The 18,134-nt window shown below is 58.2% G+C and carries 20 protein-coding genes; 5 read left to right on the forward strand and 15 right to left on the reverse strand.

What is annotated here, in order from left to right:
• Positions 1-1,636 precede the first annotated feature (1,636 nt).
• A complete protein-coding gene (locus KBY58_RS10130) occupies positions 1,637-3,757 on the forward strand; it encodes a calcium-binding protein (RefSeq protein WP_255004218.1) in 2,121 nt (706 codons plus the stop codon).
• Here the strand turns inward: KBY58_RS10130 and KBY58_RS10135 are convergent.
• The gene (locus KBY58_RS10135) at positions 3,744-4,022 is read right to left on the reverse strand and encodes a helix-turn-helix domain-containing protein (RefSeq protein ID WP_255004219.1); all 279 of its coding nucleotides are present in this window, start codon (positions 4,020-4,022) and stop codon (positions 3,744-3,746) included. The two genes, KBY58_RS10130 and KBY58_RS10135, sit on opposite strands and share 14 nt — an antisense overlap.
• 1,259 nt (positions 4,023-5,281) lie before the next feature.
• On the opposite strand from KBY58_RS10135, the gene KBY58_RS10140 reads away from it, so the two are divergent.
• Entirely contained in the window at positions 5,282-6,358 is a 1,077-nt protein-coding gene (locus tag KBY58_RS10140; RefSeq protein WP_255004220.1) for a DMT family transporter, read from the forward strand.
• Between the two features lie 29 nt (positions 6,359-6,387).
• On the opposite strand, the gene KBY58_RS10145 is transcribed toward KBY58_RS10140, so the two are convergent.
• Both KBY58_RS10145 and KBY58_RS10150 read right to left on the reverse strand, forming a co-directional pair.
• The gene (locus tag KBY58_RS10145) at positions 6,388-6,849 is read right to left on the reverse strand and encodes a hypothetical protein (RefSeq protein WP_255004221.1); all 462 of its coding nucleotides are present in this window, start codon (positions 6,847-6,849) and stop codon (positions 6,388-6,390) included.
• A gap of 116 nt (positions 6,850-6,965) precedes the next feature.
• The gene (locus KBY58_RS10150) at positions 6,966-7,232 is read right to left on the reverse strand and encodes a Nif11-like leader peptide family natural product precursor (protein WP_255004222.1); all 267 of its coding nucleotides are present in this window, start codon (positions 7,230-7,232) and stop codon (positions 6,966-6,968) included.
• A gap of 120 nt (positions 7,233-7,352) precedes the next feature.
• On the opposite strand from KBY58_RS10150, the gene KBY58_RS10155 reads away from it, so the two are divergent.
• Positions 7,353-7,505: a hypothetical protein gene (locus KBY58_RS10155; protein WP_255004223.1), complete on the forward strand. Its 153-nt coding sequence runs from the start codon at positions 7,353-7,355 to the stop codon at positions 7,503-7,505.
• 3 nt (positions 7,506-7,508) lie between these two features.
• On the opposite strand, the gene KBY58_RS10160 is transcribed toward KBY58_RS10155, so the two are convergent.
• From KBY58_RS10160 to purM, 4 genes are all read right to left on the reverse strand, one after another.
• Complete coding sequence (locus KBY58_RS10160) at positions 7,509-7,991, reverse strand: hypothetical protein (protein WP_255004224.1); 483 nt, start codon at positions 7,989-7,991, stop codon at positions 7,509-7,511.
• Position 7,992: 1 nt separating this feature from the next.
• The gene (locus KBY58_RS10165; RefSeq protein WP_254934880.1) at positions 7,993-8,148 is read right to left on the reverse strand and encodes a hypothetical protein; all 156 of its coding nucleotides are present in this window, start codon (positions 8,146-8,148) and stop codon (positions 7,993-7,995) included.
• A 4-nt stretch (positions 8,149-8,152) separates the two neighbouring features.
• The gene (locus KBY58_RS10170; protein ID WP_255004225.1) at positions 8,153-8,869 is read right to left on the reverse strand and encodes a hypothetical protein; all 717 of its coding nucleotides are present in this window, start codon (positions 8,867-8,869) and stop codon (positions 8,153-8,155) included.
• Between the two features lie 94 nt (positions 8,870-8,963).
• The gene (purM, locus tag KBY58_RS10175; protein ID WP_255004226.1) at positions 8,964-10,025 is read right to left on the reverse strand and encodes a phosphoribosylformylglycinamidine cyclo-ligase; all 1,062 of its coding nucleotides are present in this window, start codon (positions 10,023-10,025) and stop codon (positions 8,964-8,966) included.
• 456 nt (positions 10,026-10,481) lie between these two features.
• Here purM and KBY58_RS10180 point away from each other — a divergent pair, with 456 nt between their 5' ends.
• Together KBY58_RS10180 and KBY58_RS10185 are read left to right on the forward strand one after the other, a co-directional pair.
• Positions 10,482-11,012, forward strand: a complete 531-nt coding sequence (locus tag KBY58_RS10180) for a septal ring lytic transglycosylase RlpA family protein (RefSeq protein ID WP_254934762.1) — start codon at positions 10,482-10,484, stop codon at positions 11,010-11,012.
• A 62-nt stretch (positions 11,013-11,074) separates the two neighbouring features.
• Positions 11,075-12,652, forward strand: coding sequence for a bifunctional pantoate--beta-alanine ligase/(d)CMP kinase (locus KBY58_RS10185; RefSeq protein WP_255004227.1), 1,578 nt, complete (start codon positions 11,075-11,077; stop codon positions 12,650-12,652).
• Here the strand turns inward: KBY58_RS10185 and KBY58_RS10190 are convergent.
• From KBY58_RS10190 to KBY58_RS10225, 8 genes are all read right to left on the reverse strand, one after another.
• A complete protein-coding gene (locus KBY58_RS10190; RefSeq protein ID WP_255004228.1) occupies positions 12,649-13,131 on the reverse strand; it encodes a low molecular weight protein-tyrosine-phosphatase in 483 nt (160 codons plus the stop codon). The genes KBY58_RS10185 and KBY58_RS10190 overlap by 4 nt on opposite strands.
• On the reverse strand, positions 13,128-13,784 hold the full coding sequence (locus KBY58_RS10195) for a HEAT repeat domain-containing protein (protein WP_255004229.1): 657 nt from the start codon (positions 13,782-13,784) through the stop codon (positions 13,128-13,130). The genes KBY58_RS10190 and KBY58_RS10195 overlap by 4 nt, the downstream gene beginning before the upstream one ends.
• Positions 13,781-14,617, reverse strand: coding sequence for a HEAT repeat domain-containing protein (locus KBY58_RS10200; protein WP_255004235.1), 837 nt, complete (start codon positions 14,615-14,617; stop codon positions 13,781-13,783). The genes KBY58_RS10195 and KBY58_RS10200 overlap by 4 nt, the downstream gene beginning before the upstream one ends.
• 5 nt (positions 14,618-14,622) lie before the next feature.
• Entirely contained in the window at positions 14,623-15,744 is a 1,122-nt protein-coding gene (locus KBY58_RS10205) for an FAD-dependent oxidoreductase (protein ID WP_255004230.1), read from the reverse strand.
• A 21-nt stretch (positions 15,745-15,765) separates the two neighbouring features.
• On the reverse strand, positions 15,766-16,548 hold the full coding sequence (locus tag KBY58_RS10210) for a phycoerythrobilin:ferredoxin oxidoreductase (protein ID WP_254934756.1): 783 nt from the start codon (positions 16,546-16,548) through the stop codon (positions 15,766-15,768).
• Positions 16,545-17,276, reverse strand: coding sequence for a 15,16-dihydrobiliverdin:ferredoxin oxidoreductase (locus tag KBY58_RS10215; RefSeq protein ID WP_255004231.1), 732 nt, complete (start codon positions 17,274-17,276; stop codon positions 16,545-16,547). The genes KBY58_RS10210 and KBY58_RS10215 overlap by 4 nt, the downstream gene beginning before the upstream one ends.
• Before the next feature lie 9 nt (positions 17,277-17,285).
• Positions 17,286-17,900, reverse strand: a complete 615-nt coding sequence (locus tag KBY58_RS10220; RefSeq protein ID WP_255004232.1) for a phycobiliprotein lyase — start codon at positions 17,898-17,900, stop codon at positions 17,286-17,288.
• A 4-nt stretch (positions 17,901-17,904) separates the two neighbouring features.
• On the reverse strand, positions 17,905-18,134 hold a 230-nt coding region (locus tag KBY58_RS10225), incomplete at its 5' end, for a biliverdin-producing heme oxygenase (RefSeq protein WP_255004234.1).

Genomic DNA, 18,134 nt, shown 5'->3' on the forward strand with positions numbered 1-18,134 from the left:
AGCATTTGTGCCCATCCTGGGATCAAGGCATCAAGTACAAATGAATCAAGAGCAAACCAACCTCCCAGCAACGGCGTTGCGCTGGGATGCGAATGGAGAACTCTGCTCTGAGGATTTCGAACGCCTGTTAGAGCGCCTTGAGGCACAGCAGATCAATTCCCACCTCAGGGTCGCTTGACCACCTCCCACATTGAACAAAGGTGGACCGCTGCCTGCGCTGAGGTCATCACCTTCTGCCAAACCAGGCAAATCCCCTGAGGAGCAACAGGCCCGTTGAAATGCCTATAGGTCGAACAGGAAGTCACTGATCAATCATCGCAGGCATTCTCCTGATCACCTCCCCTCCTCACCCCTCAGAACACCACCCAATCACCACCTCCTGCCGAGGAACCCATTGGGAAAAGCGACTGGTCAGGGTGGTCGTGGCAGTGATCAGCGAGTTTTGCAATAACCAGATCCCGCATAACTGGAACCTCCAGGACAGGAGGTACCGCCACTGCCACCTGCTGGGAAAAACTGCTGCCCTGGGTTTCTTGCCCTGCAATACCCACTGCCTTTGTAACTGGAACCACCAGGGCAGGAAGTCCCACCGCTTCCACCCGCAGGGAACATCTGCTGAGCGAGAGCAGGACTGGCAATCAGGGCAAGGGATGCCAAAACCCCAGTCAGACCAGTGGCAATGGTGCTCTTCATCAGGTGCTCAAGCAAAGGGGGAGGAGAGGGGCGTCAGCGACGGGAACGAAACCTCCGCCCACTTCCTCAACCTATGGACGGGTCGAACACCGCCATAGGCAAATTATTCCAGTCAGGCACTGGGGTTAAGCGTGGGCAGGCGAAATGTCTATTCACAAAAAAATCCCTGACGTGTTCGACTACGCCAAGGATGGATCTCCCGTCGCTCAAGACGACTCACCAACGCTATTAAGCATTTGCACTTACGCCACAGGGGGAATGCCGTAGGTGTTCAAGCGGACACCCCTACCGACGAAGTCGCCTCCACGTCACCCCTCAGAACACCACCCAAGCACTGCCTCCCGCCGAGGAACCCATTGGGAACAGCGACTGGTCAGGTGATCTCCCTGAGGTATCAGGCGCTGATGAATGGGGCAGGTGAGCAAGGTTTCGCAACGGTTACCGACCTCGTAGCGGAAGTGCTGGCAGGTGATACAGACCTTTGAGGTCTTCGATTGCTTGAGGGTGAAGTGATCGAGGTAGTCCCATTCCTCAGCGGCAAAGGCAGAAGGCGCAGCAGTCATCAGACGACAGCAAGTACGCCCGTACTACTCCCAAGGGTCGGGAAAAGTCAAGGCAGGGTGCGCCTGATCTTTGAGCGACTGCTGGAAACAGTCCGTCAGGCAGAGGTGGATATGACGGCATTCCATTTGAATTCTTCAGAAATGGCAGCAGTGGTGAGAGTAGGGGCAAGTGACTGCTCAGGTGCTCCCCCTGGGGTATCAGGCGCTAAGGAACGGGGGATTTCGCAACTGTTGCCGACCCATTGGCAGTGGCAGAGAGCGCCTTATGCAGATCCCGCAAACCTGTAGGAATCACTAAGAAGCGTCGTATGATACCGATATCCAGACAGGGGTTGCCATTTCGTGGCGTGCCTCTGTTCCTTTGAGTTTTTGAGGTTCTTATGGCAACAGTTTTTGACTTATTAAATCCATCTTATGTCGGAGGATCAGCGAGTAGCGATTCTCTCTCCGCCTCAACGTCAAATACGGCAATATGGGGCAAGCAAGGCAACGATATTTTATCAACAAAAACCAATCAATCGCCTGTATTTTTGATTGGTGGAAGCGGCAACGATACTTACATTCTAGATGGGTTGTCGAGTGCTATTGTTGCCGAATATGGGACGCAAGACTCCTCTTCCGATGTTGTCATTTTGCGCAACATTCCGGCAAGAATGGGGGAAAAATGGAACGGTTCTATCATAGATAATAGACATTTTTTCGCCTACATAGGCGGGAGCGGCGATGCCAATATGGACGTACTAATACTGGATTTCTTCGGTCCTGGCAACGGAATTGAGTATGTCGACTTTGGATCAGGTGGAGGAGGTTTAACCGGTCAGTACTCAAAAGATTCACTCAAAAGTTATATTATTGCTCAAGGTGCGCCCTCTAGAAGTTGGGAACAAGCAGACAGCGTCGACCTGGACTTTTACCTGAACGACCACAGTATCTTGAAATCTCTAATCGATGAAACCATAACAAGACTAAAGGATTTTCCAGATACACCACTGCCAATATATACAGTCACCCCATCCGCAACGACCCTAAATGAAGGATCAACCTTAACCACTACTGTTACGACAAAGGGTGTTACTACTGGCACCACCCTTTACTACTCGCTTTCAGGCACTGGCATCAGCACTGCTGATTTCTCTGCTGGTGCTTTAACGGGTTCAGGCACCGTTGGTACTGATGGTAAGTTCACCCTTTCTCATACTCTTGCCAATGATCTGACAACTGAGGGAAATGAAACCCTACAGATCAAACTATTTACTGATGCTGCTCTCACTCTTCAGGTGGGGTCTACTGCTTCTGTAGTCGTTACTGATTCTTCTTTGACACCAGTTAAGACCTACTCCATATCACCCTCAGCAACCACCATCAATGAAGGATCAAACCTAACTACAACAGTCACTACAACAGGCGTTACCACTGGCACAACCCTCTACTACTCACTTTCAGGCACTGGCATTACAACTGCTGATTTCTCTGCTGGTGCTTTAACGGGTTCTGGCACTGTTGGATCAAATGGTATTTACGCTTTTAGTCATACACTTGCCAGTGATCTGACAACAGAAGGACTAGAAACCCTACAAATCAAACTTTATACTGATTCTGCTCGCACTGTTCAGGTGGGGGCAACTGCTTCTGTAGTGATTGCTGATTCTTCCCTAACTCCTAAAACATATGCAGTCACACCATCAGCAACCACCATCAATGAAGGCGCAACCCTAACTACTACAGTCACGACAAAAGGCGTTACTACTGGCACCACCCTTTACTACTCGCTTTCAGGCACTGGCATCAGCACTGCTGATTTCTCTGCTGGTGCTTTAACGGGTTCTGGCACTGTTGGATCAAATGGTATTTACGCTTTTAGTCATACACTTGCCAGTGATCTGACAACAGAAGGACTAGAAACCTTACAGATCAAACTTTATACTGATTCTGCTTTTAAGAATCAAGTAGGGACAACTACTTCTGTAGTAGTTACTGATTCTTCCACCGATACTTTTTCCTCAGGTGCGACCACTACTCTTGCGTCAGGATACAAGAACCTTGTCCTCACTGGCACATCAGCAATCAACGCCACTGGTAATACCCTCAATAACACCATCACTGGTAATTCAGGCAACAACATAATTGATGGTGGTGCTGGGGCAGACACTCTTACAGGTCTCGGTGGTGCGGATACCTTCCTGTTATCAACTAAACCAACATTTGGTGCTTCAACTGCAGATCACATCACAGACTTCACTGCCTCACAAGGAGACAGCATCAGGATCGGTAGATCTGCTTTTGGCATTGCAACTAATGCTGGCGTATCGCTCACAACCGCGAAAAATGCAGGTGAATTAAACACTGCATTGACATCAAGCAACCTTTTTGTCTATGACTCCAGCAACGGCAATCTCTACTGGAATCAGAACGGATCCACTGGCGGATTTGGATCAGGTGGCATCTTTGCTGTGCTGGATAACAAAACTGCCTTAACCGCCTCAAATATCAATTTGTATTAGCACTCAAAACCTCCAACAAATCCCCAATCTCACAATCCAGCACCGTCACGATCTTTCCTGCCAACTCCAAGGAAAGTGCTGATGCCGCCTTTGGGTCGTCAGCAATACGCCCCAACCTTGTGATGGTCGTTGCTGCCACCCCTGCCTGAGTTGCCAGCGAGTTCATCGTGATTGCCTTTTCACCTGTCTCAGCACGACGCAGGTTTGCCTTAGCGATTGCCTTGGCGAGGGTGAAACGCACTTGTTTTGCCATAAGGAGCACCATACCTCAGGTGCCTTAAGAGGCAATACCCTCAAAAGGAGCAAGGTGCTTAGTGTTGGATGCTAAAAAGCATCCAAAGCAACCTGTATGACCAGAAAACCCGCAACGCCTGTTATCGCCAACAGAGATGGCAGACCAGATAAGACCACGACGGCTTCACCCAGGGGTGCCCCTTTTACCCAACGGGTGCTTGACCACCTCCCACATTGAACAAAGGTGGACCGCTGCCTGCGCTGAGGTCATCACCTTCTGCCAAACCAGGCAAATCCCCTGAGGAGCAACGCGCCCGCTGAAGTGCCTACAGGTCGAACAGGAAGTCACTAGTCAATCATCGCAGGCATCCCCCTGCTCGCCTCCTACCGAGCGACCCATTGGGAGCAGCGACCTTCAACGAATCCCGACTGGTCCACTGGGGGCACTGTCTGGTGAAGGGTAGGTTCTGAAGCACCACAGCACCCAAGACCCTGTAGAAAGCGTGGATTTACGGTGCGAAGGTTGCCTCAATCACTCTTTACGGGTTCGCTGACGGGGCAAAGGGTTCCACGCCATCTTGTGAGGCACATTTGCGGAGTACGTCAAACAGGGTGCTCAGCAGGACATTCATCTGTGGCGGAAGCGTTGCCCGTGGATCGGTTTGACCCGCCAAGAACACCATGGCACAGACGTCCGAAAGGCACTCCGCCTCTGCCTTTGTCAACAGTAGGCAGTACTGATCCTCAGAACGGATGATCCGCATGAGAGAAAAGAATGATTTGACCAATAACTTATTGTTTCACTGAAAAAAAGAGTGCGAAAGTGACGCAGGCGACTTCAAGATGTATCGGCGACGGCCTTAAATATGCCAAATGAATATTCGCGCCAGAAGCATCACACCTTTGTGATCTGACAAACAAATCGGTACGAGGGCAATGATTCAGAAAGTTTTGCAGTAACCAAATCCCGCATAACCGGAACCTCCGCCCACTTCCTCAACCTATGGACGGGTCGAACACCGCCATAGGCAAATTATTCCAGTCAGGCACTGGCGTTAAGCGTGAGCAGGCGCAATGTCTGTTTACAAAAAAATCCCTGGCGTGTTCGACTCCGCCAAGGATGGGTCTCCCGTCGCTCATTGCGACTCGTCAACACTATTAGGCATTTACACTTACGCCATAGGGGGATTGCCGTAGGTGTTCAAGCGGACACCCCTACCCCTACCGAGGTCAGGTGTCGGGGGTAACAGGCGCTTGAAAGCAGTGGGATACGCGATTTACGCTGGTTTGATGAACCGCCAGCACCAGGGTTTGCTCAGGGGTCTGCTTGCTGCAGTGACCTTCGGATTGAGCGCCCCACTCATCAGCACCCTCACCCCCTCAGGGTCGCCACTTTCGATTGCGGGTCTGCTCTATGGCGGGTCTGCGCTTGGGTTGCTAGCAGCAAGGAGCGTGCTGGGCAAAAGCAACCAGGAGAGTTCGGTTAAACGCCAAGATCTTGGGATGCTGGCAATGTTGACCTTGATCGGTGGCATCGCAGCGCCCATCTGTTTAGTAAGTGGCCTGGCGCTTCTTTCGGCGGGGCCCGCATCCCTGCTGCTGAACCTAGAGGCGATCTTCACGATGGGAATCGCCATCGTGGTGGGTAGAGAGCACCTCAGCGGCAAAGGAATCACCGCAGCGGTACTGATCCTTGCTGGCGCAGTGATCATTGGTGGTGGAACAACCACTGGTCCCACCCTTTACGGAGCAGTTCTTATTGCCCTGGCGTGTCTGGGATGGGGCATTGACAACAACATCAGTCAGCGCCTGAGCATCAGGGATCCAATCCAAGTTGCCTTGCTGAAATCAGTTGGTGCTGCAGTACCGATGCTGATTGTTGCTGGTATGGCAGGAGCAAGGTTCCCCACGCCTATCGAGACGGCACTCCTCCTTGTAATTGGTGGCATCGGATATGGACTTTCTATCTGGTTGGATTTGCTGGCATTAAGGGAATTGGGTGCTGCCAGGGAATCGGTAATTTTTGCGACGGCACCTTTTGTTGGTGCTGGTTTTTCAGTCGTTGTATTAAAGGAAACAATGGGCAGCAATCTGCTTGCCGCTGCTGCCTTGATGTTTGGGGGTATTGTCCTGCTGCTTCAAGAAGACCATGCCCATTGGCATCGCCACAGCGAACAGTGGCATGAACATAAGCACTGTCACTCCCCAATTGATCAGGACCCCCACCATGCCCATGAGCATCCAAATGGGGAAACAGATGATACAAAACAGGATCAACCTTTATGGCATTCCCATACCCATAAACACGAACCCATCACACACGCGCATCCCCATGCAAGTGATGAACATCACCGCCATCAGCATTGAATGATTGCAGTGGCGATTTGAATTGGCAGCTAGATCCTGGCCCCTATGAATCCTTTGATGTAGTCCACCCCCCAATCCAGGGTGTGGGGTGGAAGATCATAGATGTGGTAGAAAATTTCCCGCTTGGCAGCTTCTATCCTCTCAAGACCTATGGCCCTTAGGTTTGCTTCTGAGGCGCGCAGAAACTCAGCCCAATCCGCTGTATTGTTGTTTTTGGCTCCGCTGATATAAAGACGCCTTATTTCAGTAAATAGACCAGCCGTGGGCTCACAAAATGTGACTTGTTCATCACCCATTGGGATTGCCATGCTCTTGATGCATGACATGGAGAATTTCATCGCTTGGCGGGTTTCATCCACGGATAGGGCATCGGGGCTGCCCTCCCTATACAGATTTTGAATGACGCCATTTGTGCATTCGATCACCCTCAAAATCGCTAATTTGTCTAGTTCAGAAGAAGGTAGAGCCGAAAATGCTGCAGACCAGTCCATGGATTTGAAAACTTCTTTACAAATCTTAATTGGTTGCGATGGGGGAATGGGTGTCGAAAGGCACTTTTGGTCGACCTGGGTGCCAATGGGTCTAGAAAACGTGCAGAGTGCCCCTTTCAGCATGAAATCCGAAAGACCCTCTGCAGGTGGGTAATCGGGTTGTGCTCCTCGTCTCCGCGAACCTCCCAAAATTCAGTGCTGCCGCTTCTCAGTAGGGCCCGGAAGTCGTCGGCATCAATCAAAATCCCGCTTTCCATCGCCAGCTCCACCATCTGCTCTGGTGTGGAGGCTCCGTAAAACTGCTGCCCAAATTCAGGGTCACCGTCCACCTGGTGGCAGAGGTGGTCCAGCGCATCCAGGTAATGGGGTGGTGAGGGCTCCAAGTGAGGAACTCAACAACTCATCAATGGTAAGAAGTCGTCTGGTGCTGGATCCCAAGTCAACCCAGCTGGCACCGCAGCTGCGGCTTAATCTTGACAGACCTAGATAGCTCCCCTAGCCCGATGAAACGCCTGGTCGCCACCACCCTGCTTTGTGCCGCGGTTTTCGTAGGTGCGGCCTCGACCTGGTCCCCAGCCCCAGCCCAGGCCTGCGAAAAGCACCTAGATGGCCATCAAAACAGCTCCGACAGCAGTTCAGAGGGCGCCAAGAAATAGGTCCTAAAGGCTGGCGCTGGCATGCCAGCTATCCCCTTCCCCGATAGAAGCCTGGCAATTGACGCTTCTGTTCGTCACTTCACATTCGCCCCGCGCCAGCTGGGCATGGGGAATGCCTCTTGCCAGGCCGCGGCTATCAAATGAGGCTTCTGCCACCGTGCTGACCAAAAGCTTGATCGGCAATTCCGGCTTGCAGCCTCCATCGCCGTTGCAAAGCATTGGCTTTTGACCTTTCTCAAGGGAGCCCACGAAAATCAGCTCCCGGCCGGGGGCGATGAATCTGGCGCTCAGCAGGCCCTCGATATTTTGCTCTAGCCGCATCCTGCGGCAGTTATTGGCCACTGTTTGCTGCCCGAGCCTGGCGATGCGGTGCTCGATTTGGCAACTACCCAGCTGGGTTTCCCAGCGGCCAAAACCCCCGGCCTGGGCGGCTGCCATTAACACGGCACTGATGTTGAGAGCCAAGGCCAGGCCCAGCCTGTTCATTTCAATAGCCCGAATCAGCTACGCAAATGCCTTCGCAGCTAATGCCGTTGCTGGCGGTGCGTCCACAGTGCTTGCAGAGCACGGGATCAGGGGCTGGGGCAGTTTCCTGCTGCCCTTCTTCGCTGGGCTTCTCGGGGCTGGATGACAGATTTTGCACCGCTCTAGCTGGCTTCGATTTGCTCGTTCACGTCTGGAGTGAGCACCACCGGCAGCGCCTGGGGACGCACCATCGGCACCACGGGGTTGGCTGCGTGGGCCTCTTCAGCCCCTTCGGCATTTGGTCCACAGGCTTCCAAGGCTTCCTGCAGCAGCGAATCAAAGGTGGATCCGGGTAAGCGGTGGCGGGCCAGCTCGAGGAAGGCCCGGGCCAGGGATTCGCCCGCGGCGGCCCGCAGGGCTGGATTGTTGCGGCGTAGGTCTTGCTCTTCGGCGATGGCCCGGATAAACCTTTCGGTCACATCGCGCTTGGTGGCAGCGCGGATGCGGGTGTCCTGCTCTGGTTGGGAGAGAAAGCTTTGGGTTTCAAGTTCCGCCAATCGACGGGTGAGGCTGTCGAGAACCTCATGCACCTCCTTGGCCACGTGGGCCAATTGGCCATCGGAGAGCCGGGGCAGATCGGCCACAAAAACCTTGCCGTGGTCGCGCAGGGTGAGGAAGGTGGGACGCATGCCCCCGCCACCACCCATGGGATAGGCAGGCCGCTGGGGCGCTCCATAGCCTTCCTTCGGCCGTTGGGGGCGCACCGGTGCCAGGGGGCCGGCTGAGCTGCGGCGCCGGGTCAGGCGTTGGCCGGTGGCTATCGGTGCCGGGATAGGGGAAGGCGCGCCGGCCTGGCTGCTGCTATTGCCAATCGCAATTTCGCTGGAATTAAAGGTCATGACATCCGATCCTTATTAAGGGCCTATTGCTTGATTCCGTTGCGATCGCGATCCCAACCGACAAGATCTCCGGGGCCTAGGTGCCCGGAATCCGCTACAGGCAGCCTAGTGGCCCAGGCTGGATCCCCGGCAAGCCCGCCAATCCCGCTGCTGGGGCAGGCCCTGGGACCACCTCTCCCAACTCCCAGGCTTCGTAGCCCTGGGCTGCGCAGGTGGCCAGGGCCGCTGCCACCGCGTTGGGCGGCACCACCAGGCAAAAGCCCACCCCCAGGTTGAAGGTGTTCCACATATCTGCTTCTGGCACCTCCCCCGCGTTCTGCAGCCATTGGTAGATGGCTGGCCTGGGCCAGCTGCCTGGATCAATGCGGCCGTGGAGGCCGGCGGGTATGCAGCGGGGCAGGTTTTCCGGCAGCCCGCCACCGGTGATGTGGGCCATGCCGTGCAATGGGGTGGCCGCCTCCTTTAGGGCTTTTGTCAGTGCTCCATAGAGGCGGGTGGGGGCCAGCAGTGCGTTTATTAGGCCTTCTTCTTTGCCCGGCAGCAGGGTTGCATCGCTGACGCCCTGGTCTTCGAGGATGCGTCGCACCAGGCTGAAGCCATTGCTGTGGGCCCCGCTGCTGGCCACGGCCAGAATTCGATCACCGGCTTGCACCAGATGGCCGTCGATCACCTCGGCCGCCTCCACCACGGCCACACAGAAGCCGGCAAGGTCGTAGCGCCCTGGTCCGTAGAAGCCAGGCATCTCGGCGGTTTCGCCACCTAGCAAGGCGCAACCGCTCTGGCGGCAGCCATCGGCAATGCCCTCCACCACGGCAGCCATTGCCTCCGGGCTGAGCTTGCCGGTGGCGATGTAGTCGAGGAAGAAAAGCGGCTCAGCGCCACTGGTGATCACATCGTTTACGCACATCGCCACCAGGTCGATGCCCACGTTGTGGTGCTGGCCGTGGGCCTGGGCCAATTCGAGCTTGGTGCCCACCCCATCGCTGCCGGCGACCAGTAGGGGTTCCTTGAGGCCCGCTGGCAGGCGGCAGAAGCCCCCAAATCCCCCCAGGCCTCCCACCACCTCAGGCCGGCGGGTTGATTCCACACTGGACCTGATCCGCTCCACGAAGGCCCTGCCTGCGGCCACGTCTACTCCGGCTGTGCGGTAGTCCATCGAGAAGGCGCCCTGGTATCTGCTTTGGAGATCCTCCAATGCCGGGGCTGGCCAACGCCAGTTTCCGGCCACTGGCCGTGGACGACCCGGCGATTGGCACAATTGACGATCAGCTGGACTTATGTCAGTGATTTGCCTCGCTGATCGCCAGGGGCTTGCGGGCTGCCCGGAAGCCCAGGTAGGGCCTGGGCTGGGGCGGTTCGATAGTGATTGCTGATCAAAGATGATGGTGGCTAACTGCACCAAAAGCCTTCGGAAAGGCGGATAGGTTTCCGGGGTTGTTAATTCGAGATAGGAACTCCACCGGCGAATTCGCTTCTCAAACCCGCCACGATTTTGAGGAACTCCCATTTGGGTTTTTCAATTCTTGGTTTTGGCTGACAAGTAAATCCAACGCTGATGAACCACTAATTCGCTTGTGGTTGCTGCCCCTTAAGGCGGCGGGTTTCGTTTGTTATGCGTCGCACCTTCTTCCTAGGGGCCCTTGCCCTGTCTCTCTCTGGTAGCGCCCTTGTTCCCGCATTGGCCGAATCGAGCAGAGCTTCCACCCAATTCGGTGAGCTCCAGACAGCAAGTCCCAGCACCGAGGTCGCTATCCGCGAGGCCGGTGGCAATGCCAGTTCAGAAGATCCCCTAATCCAGTTGGGTCCTGAGTTGCCGATTGCTCCCCTCGCCATTCCCACCGCCAAGGTCATCAGGGCCTTCCAGGGCCAAGCCAGCTGGTACGGACCTGGCCTCTACGGCAACCGCACCTCCAGCGGTGAAGTGCTCCGTCCCGGAACCTTCACCGCCGCCCACCGTTCCTTGCCCTTCGGCACCAAGGTGCGTGTCACCAACATGGCTAACGGCAAAACGGCGATGGTGCGCATCAATGACCGCGGACCCTTCCATGGCAACCGCGTTATTGACATTGCCCATGGGGCAGCCAACCAGCTCGGCCTTACCGCCAGCGGCCTGGCTCCCGTCAAGCTCGAAGTGATCCAGTAAATCGAGTCACCGCGACCCATCCGCCAATCTGGCGGGTGGGTTTTTGTTTGGATTGATCCGCCTTGGCTCTCCAGCTTCTTCAAAGTTGCAGTGACCTGGCCCTCTGGCGGCAGCAACAGCCTGGGCCCGTGCATTTCGTGCCCACGATGGGGGCGCTGCACCAAGGCCACCTACGGCTCTTTTGCAGGGCCACCGAGCTGCGGGGCGCTGGCCAGCCAGCGGTGCTTGCCAGCATCTTTGTAAATCCCAGCCAATTTGGCCCTGGCGAAGATTTCAGCCGCTATCCCAGGGATCTGGCGGCCGATTTGGCGGTGGCTGAGCAGGGGTGTGTGGCTGCAGTTTTTGCCCCCTCGGTGGCTGAGATCTATCCCAAAGGCGTGGAGGAGCTCACGGCGATTCAGCCGGCGGCCAGCCTGCAGGAGGTTCTTTGTGGCCGCAGTCGCCCCGGCCACTTCAACGGCGTGGCCACTGTTGTTACTCGGCTTTTGCAGCTTGTGCGGCCCGATCGGTTGGTGATGGGGGAAAAGGATTGGCAGCAGCTGATAATCCTGCGGCGGGTCGCTTCCGACTTGGGTTTCCAGGCTTGGATTGAGGGCTGCGCCACCGTGCGAGAAGACCACGGGCTGGCCTGCAGTTCCCGCAACCGCTACCTCGAGCCTGGGCAAATGGAGCAGGCATGGGCCTTGCCAGGGGCCCTGGCGGCTGCAGCTGGGGCGATCAAGGCCCAGGACCAGACCCAAGCCAAAGACCCACTGTCTGCGAAATCCCTGATTGCCGGCGTACGCCAACGGCTCGAGGCGGCGGGCCTGGCGGTTGAGTATGTGGAGTTGGTGTCGGCCCATAACCTGAGGCCACTGACTGCCCTGGCGGGGGTGGGCCTTTTGGCCGCCGCCGTGCACTGTGGGTCTAGCCGTTTGATCGACCACACCTTCCTGATGAGCCGCTCTCCGATCGTTGCCATTGATGGCCCCGCTGGGGCGGGCAAAAGCACAGTTACGAAGGCTTTTGCCAAGCGTTTGGGCCTGATTTATCTCGACACGGGATCGATGTACCGGGCCCTCACCTGGTGGGTGCAGCAGCAGGGCGTTGATCCAGCCGATGGCCAGGCGGTGGCGCCCCTGCTGGTGGACTTGGATTTGCGGCTTACTACGGCGGCCGGCGGAGAGCAGCAGGTGCGCATTAATGGCCATGAGGTCACGGATGCGATTCGTAGCCCCGGAGTTACGGCCCAGGTGTCCCTGGTGGCGGCCCATGGCTGCGTGCGCGCAGCCCTTACCAGCCAGCAACAGGCCATGGGCCAGCGGGGGGGCTTGGTGGCGGAGGGGCGCGATATCGGCACCGCCGTTTTCCCAGACGCTGAATTGAAGGTGTTCCTAACGGCCACCACCATTGAACGGGCCCGGCGGCGGGCGGCGGATCTCCAGCAGCGGGGCTTTGCGGTGCCCCCCCTCGAGGAGTTGGAGCAGCAGATCGCCGAGCGCGACCACCTCGACTCCACCCGCGCCGTGGCGCCCCTGTGCCAGGCCGCAGATGCGATTGAGCTGGTTACCGACGGTATGGAGATCGGGGCGGTGATCCAGGCCTTAGTCGATCTGTTCCGTGATCGGGTGCCCGAGGAGGCCTGGCCCGCCCCCAATTAGGAGGCCAGGTGCTCGAGAAGGCCCCGGCAGGCGTCATCGAGTAGGTCGAGCACTTGCTCGAAACCCTCGGGGCCGCCGTAGTAGGGATCGGGCACATCCCTGACGCTAAAACCACTGCAAAAGCTGGTGATCGGCAGGATTTTGGCCGTGGCTTGCCCGTGGCGCTTGGCCATGGCCTGCACATGGGCCAGGTTGTCCGAATCCATCGTCAGGATCCAATCGAAGCGGTTTAGGTCCGCAATTTCGATCTGACGGGCCCGGCTGGGCAGCTCAATCCCCCGGGCCTGGGCCGCGCTTCGCATGCGCCCATCGGCCGGTTTGCCCACATGCCAGCCCCCGGTGCCGGCCGAGTCGACCTCAAAGCGATCGCCCGTTCCCTGGTTTTCGCTCAGGTGCAGAAACACCCCCTCGGCGGCTGGGGAGCGGCAGATGTTGCCCAGGCAGACAAACAGCAGTGATGGTTTGGCTGAAGCTGTCATGGAGATTGGAGGCGCTTGAGGGCCAGGTTGGCCCTTAGCTGCACCACCTTCGGATTGTCACTGCTGGGCCGTTGGAGCCCGTCGAGCCCCGCAAGCAACTTGCCGTGGGCTGCGGAGCCGAGCTCCAGGCCCGCTCCAAGGGCCTCGAGGCCCACCACCACCGCATAGCGCACCACCCATTCCCCATCGCCACAGGCTGCCAGCAGGGCTTCAAGGCAAAGGCAGCGGATCTGCTGCTGGCGCCATGCTTCTAATTCAGCCAGTTGCAGGTTGCCCAAGCCCTTGGCGGCGGCCTGACGCACACTGGCGGCCACATCGCTGCCAAGGGCGTCCACCAGCAATTCCAACCCGCGCACGTCGCCGATGCTGGCCAGGGCCCGCACCGCCCAGGCCCGGGCCCCATAGTTTTGTTGATCCAGCAGCAGTAGGGCTTCTACCGCTGTCGGCCCCAGGCCGATTAGGCCACGTACCGCGGCCGCGGCGGCACCGGGATTGTTGAAGCCGAGCACCTCCACCAGGGTGGGGGTTGCCCCCGGTTGGCCGCTGCTGGCCAGCTCCTGGGTTGCCAGCAATAGGGCCTCGCTGCTGGCAGCTTTCCGCACTGCCCTGATCAGCACATCTAAATCCGGGCCCACGGGAGGACTGGCGCTCATAGCAGGGAATCCATGCAGGCCAGTAGGGCTGCTTCGCCGGGTTCACCCTGGCCCTTCTCCACCAGGCCGCGTAGGGCCATTAATTTGAAGCTATTTTCGGCCAGAGTGCGCGAGATCGGCTCCAGGGCTGGCCTCCAGCCGGTTGCCCCCAGATCCATCAGGGCAGCTCGCCGCACTAAGAGTTGGGGGTGCTCCAGCAGCTCGATTAGGAGCTCGCTCCATCGGGCCTCACCGCTGAGCTGCAACAGGGTGCGGGCTGCTGCACTGCGGATCAGGGGACGCCCATGGCCCGTGAATGGCTCCACCACCGCCAGCACCTCTGGCGTGGCTAGGCCGATGTCGCCCAGGGCTTCCAACAGGGCCTCGCAGGGTTCTTGCAGCCTCGGCCCATCAGCCCTTTGCCCCCCAGCCCGCTCTGGCCCACTGGCGAGCCGGGCGCAAATCGGGGCTATGGCTTCGGTGGCCTTCAGTTCCCCTAGGGCCCGGGCTGCGGCCTCGCGCAGACCATCATCTGGGTCTTCAAGGCAGGCCAGTAGGTCGGGAATGGCCGCCCGGGCAGCGGGCGCCAACTTGCCCAGGGCCCGGGCCGCATTCCGGGCTACGGCATTTTCCTCCACCCCAGCTCCGGGATTCCTGGGGCGCCGTTGGTTTAGGGCTCGGCAAAGCAGGGGCACGGCCTCCGGGTGCTGGCTGCGCATCCGGCCCAGCCACCAGGCTCCGTAGTACTGCTGGGAATGGTCTTCGCTTTGGAGCAGGCGCCTAAGGGCTTCGGCCTCCGTGATCGGTTCCCCTGCTGTGGAGTTCCCGGCATCAGGATCGGCATTGCCGGCCATGGTTCTCATGGTGCAGAGCTGGGAGCTTGATGCTGCCATTGCGGCCTACGGCTGCGGCCAACCCGATTGCTCACTTCTCTACTTTGATTCTGGTATTTGTGAACCACTGGCAGTCGCTCTGTCTGGTACGCACCTAAGGCGGCGCAGGGGTCTGTGGGAAAAGATGCCAGGGCCCTGGCCATCACCAGGGCATCCTCAAGCCCCGCTGTCATGCCGCGGGCCTGGGAGGAGCTCATTGCGTGGGCGGCATCGCCGATCAGGCCAATCCTGCCCATGGCTAGGCGTGGCAGGGGGTCGAGGTCGAACGACCAATTGGCGATCACCCGGGTTGCCGGGGTGCTGGCGATCAGGTCAGCAGCATCGGCTGCAAGTTTTGCCAGGGCCCCAGGGGGAACTGGTTCCTGCAGAAGTCGGCGTTGCTCACTGCGCTCTGCTGGCAGGTCTTCTTCGTTGAAAAAACCCCAATGGGTTTGGGCTATGCCCTGTTCATCGCGGCCCAGGTCGAAAAAGTTGGCGTAGATGCCACGGCCCCTTGCATAGACAAAGAAATCGCCGTTGGTGCAGAAGTGGTCGTCGGCGACCACACCACGCCACACCCGATCACCCAGGTAATTGAGGTGCCTTTCCGGTGCCACCGCCATGGCCACCTGCGAAAAAATGCCGTCGGCGCCGATCAGCAAATCCCCCTGCCAGCTACGGCCATCGCTGAATTGCACGCTCACACCTGTTTCATCCTGATGGCAATTGGCCACGGCACAATTTCCATGGAAGAGGTCAGGGTCGACCTCTTGCCAGAGGGTCTTCAAAATGGCGCTGCGATGAATCAAAAGGCCGGGTGGCTCTCCTGGACGCTGCTCGGCTGGAGAAGAGTTGATTGACCTCCCCACCAGGTTGCGTATGTGGAAGGTCTGTACCTTTTGACCCGCGGCTATCAGGTTTTCGACAAGGCCCGGCACACCCGCCTCCAGCACCGCCTGCACCCCGGCAGCCACCAGCAAAATCCCGCAACCCTCGGCGCGGGGCGCAGAGCTCCGCTCAAACAGGCTTACCCGATGGCCCTGGCGTTGGAGCATCAGGGTTAGTAGCAGGCCTGAAGTGCCCGCACCGACGATGGCAATTCGCAGCATCGGGCCATTTGGTGATGCCATTTAAAGGTCGAACAGCACTCCGTGGATGTAGGCCTCGGTCCATTCCGAGCCGTAGAAGCGACTGAGCATGCCCCGGGCGGGATCCTTCTCTGCCCGGTACGCGGTGTAGCGATGCTGGCCGGCCAAAAGTTGTTGCCGGCGCTCCCCATCCACCGGGTTGGCCTCTGCCACCAGCTGCAGATAGAGCTCCAGGTAGGCCTTGAAGGCAGGAAAGACCACCGATTGGATCAGCCCATCGCCTTCCTCCCCATGGGGAATCCGGGTCCAGAGAAAGCCAGGGGAGAAGTAGGGCTCCGCCTCAGGGGGGATGGGCCCACCATCGGGCAGGCGATGTTGCCATTGCTCCCAGATCGGCAGCAGGCGCTCCCAAACCTTCTCGGTGTGAACAGCATCGGTCTTGATCGCTGGTTGTAGATCAAGGGCGATCAGATGACCCGATGGCAGGGTGACTAGATCGGCTCCAAAGAAGGGCAGATCGAAGTTGCAGGAAGGATTGATTACGAAATTGAGCACCGATGCCGCAGCACCCGCCTGCACGCAGGCCGCCCGCACCTGGCGCAGTTTCTCCGTGCTGCAGGCCCAGGTTGCGGTGCTGACAGCAATGGGCTGGGCCTTGGAGCCGGTGCTCCCGTCACGGCTGAGGAATTGGGAGTCGACCGGGTAGGCAACGGGTTCCAGGTTCTTGAGGGATGCCACCGCATGATCCAAAAAGACAGCCCAGCGCCAACCCTTCAGGTCAACAGGGTCGAGGCTGGAGCTTCTGGCCATGGGGGTGGTGGTCATGGGGAGACATCGTGGGTTGGGAGGGGTTCGAGAAGGCTCCCGGGGAAAAGGAACTCTTGCAGGAATCGATCTGACCAGGCCTTGCCGAAATGGCTAGTGAACAGACCATGGGCGGGATCCCTTTCGGCGCTGTATTGGTCGTAGATGGTCTGCAGGCGAGCCACCTCCGTGGGCTCCAGGCCCACTCCCTTTTGGGGAGCATTGTGCAGGGCCCAGTAGGCCTTGAGGAAGGCAGTGAAAGCCGTAGGCAGGGAGCCTTCTGCCTGCTGCTTATCGCCTCTGCAGAAAAGTAACCAGGGGGAGAAATACTGGTGGGGGTCGTAGGAACGCATGGCCTCCTCCCCACTGAGCTCAGGGAACTGCTCTTGCAGCTGGCGCAGACCTTCCAGGTGCTGCTCCAGATATTGCGGGGTCTGCAATAGGGGCTGGAAGTCGAGTACGGCCACCAGTTTTTGACGGGCTCCGAACCAGAGCAGATCGATACCCATGAGCGGTTGATCGCGGTCGTAGTCGGGATAGGCCACGGAGTTGAGCACCTGGAGGCTCTCACCGGCATCCAACCGGGTGACCCGCCACCTCCTAATGCCCGGCAACTGCCAAAGCCAGCTCTTGATCACGCTGGTGCCCTTGGCGGAATGGCATTCCCCTAGCCCTTCTGGGATTTCCAGGGGTTGGCCGCCGCTTGCCTGGATCCCCGCGTGGAGTTCGTTGAGAAAATCGTCGAACATTCGGGGTTTCTAGCCTGGGGTGGATGGATGCTGGCTGGCAGCGGGGAATCGGCTTTGGGCCTCTGCCCTGATCGCCTCCAGATCGCCGCCACTGGGGCAGCGAAGCTCGGTGCAATAGGTGGTCATGCTGACGCCATTAAGAAACTGCACGCTGCTGACCCGAATCCTCACGTCATTCGTGACGAACCAACAGCGTTCAATGCCGATGTTCGTGTCATAGCGGGTCGTGATCGTGAGCAGGCCGTCTTCGGCAAATACATAGGTGCTAACGACCGGTTGTTTTTCGATGTAGCCCTTGTCGCGCAATAGGAAGCCTCGGCGGGGGTTCTGAGCATCCACCACATCAACCAGCACGGCAGCTTGGTCCTCGCTGCGGCTTGCCTCCTTGAGGTTGCTTTCCCACCAAAAGCGTGCCCCCCCAGCTGCCTCACCCGCACCTACGTCCAGGCTTTCACAGACCCTCTGGACCACGGCATCAGAGGCGTCGAAGGGCTCGATGGTCAGGTTTGAATCTCCTGCCTCATCGTCTTGATGGTCTAGGTGGTGAACGGCGCGGCGGGTTAGCCAGGTGCCGGCGCTGGCGGCCAAGAAAGCCGCCATGGTTAGGGGTGGTGTGCTGAGCATCGATTCAGGCGGGCACGGCCTCAGTGCTGCCGGAGCGCTGACGGCGGGTGAGGAAGCCAAAGAGCACCTTGCCGATGGCGGCGATCAGGTTGCCCTCAAGCTCTTGAAACATCACCATGTTGAGGTGGAAGGCCCCATTGGCCTCTTCCACGATGCGATCGGCCATGGCCTGGTCAATCGGCAGGCCATCCAGCACGGTGCGGTAGTTGGCCTTAAAGCCCTTTTCGTCGGGGA

The sequence above is a fragment of the Cyanobium sp. HWJ4-Hawea genome (genome assembly GCF_024345815.1).
GTDB lineage: Bacteria > Cyanobacteriota > Cyanobacteriia > PCC-6307 > Cyanobiaceae > Cyanobium_A.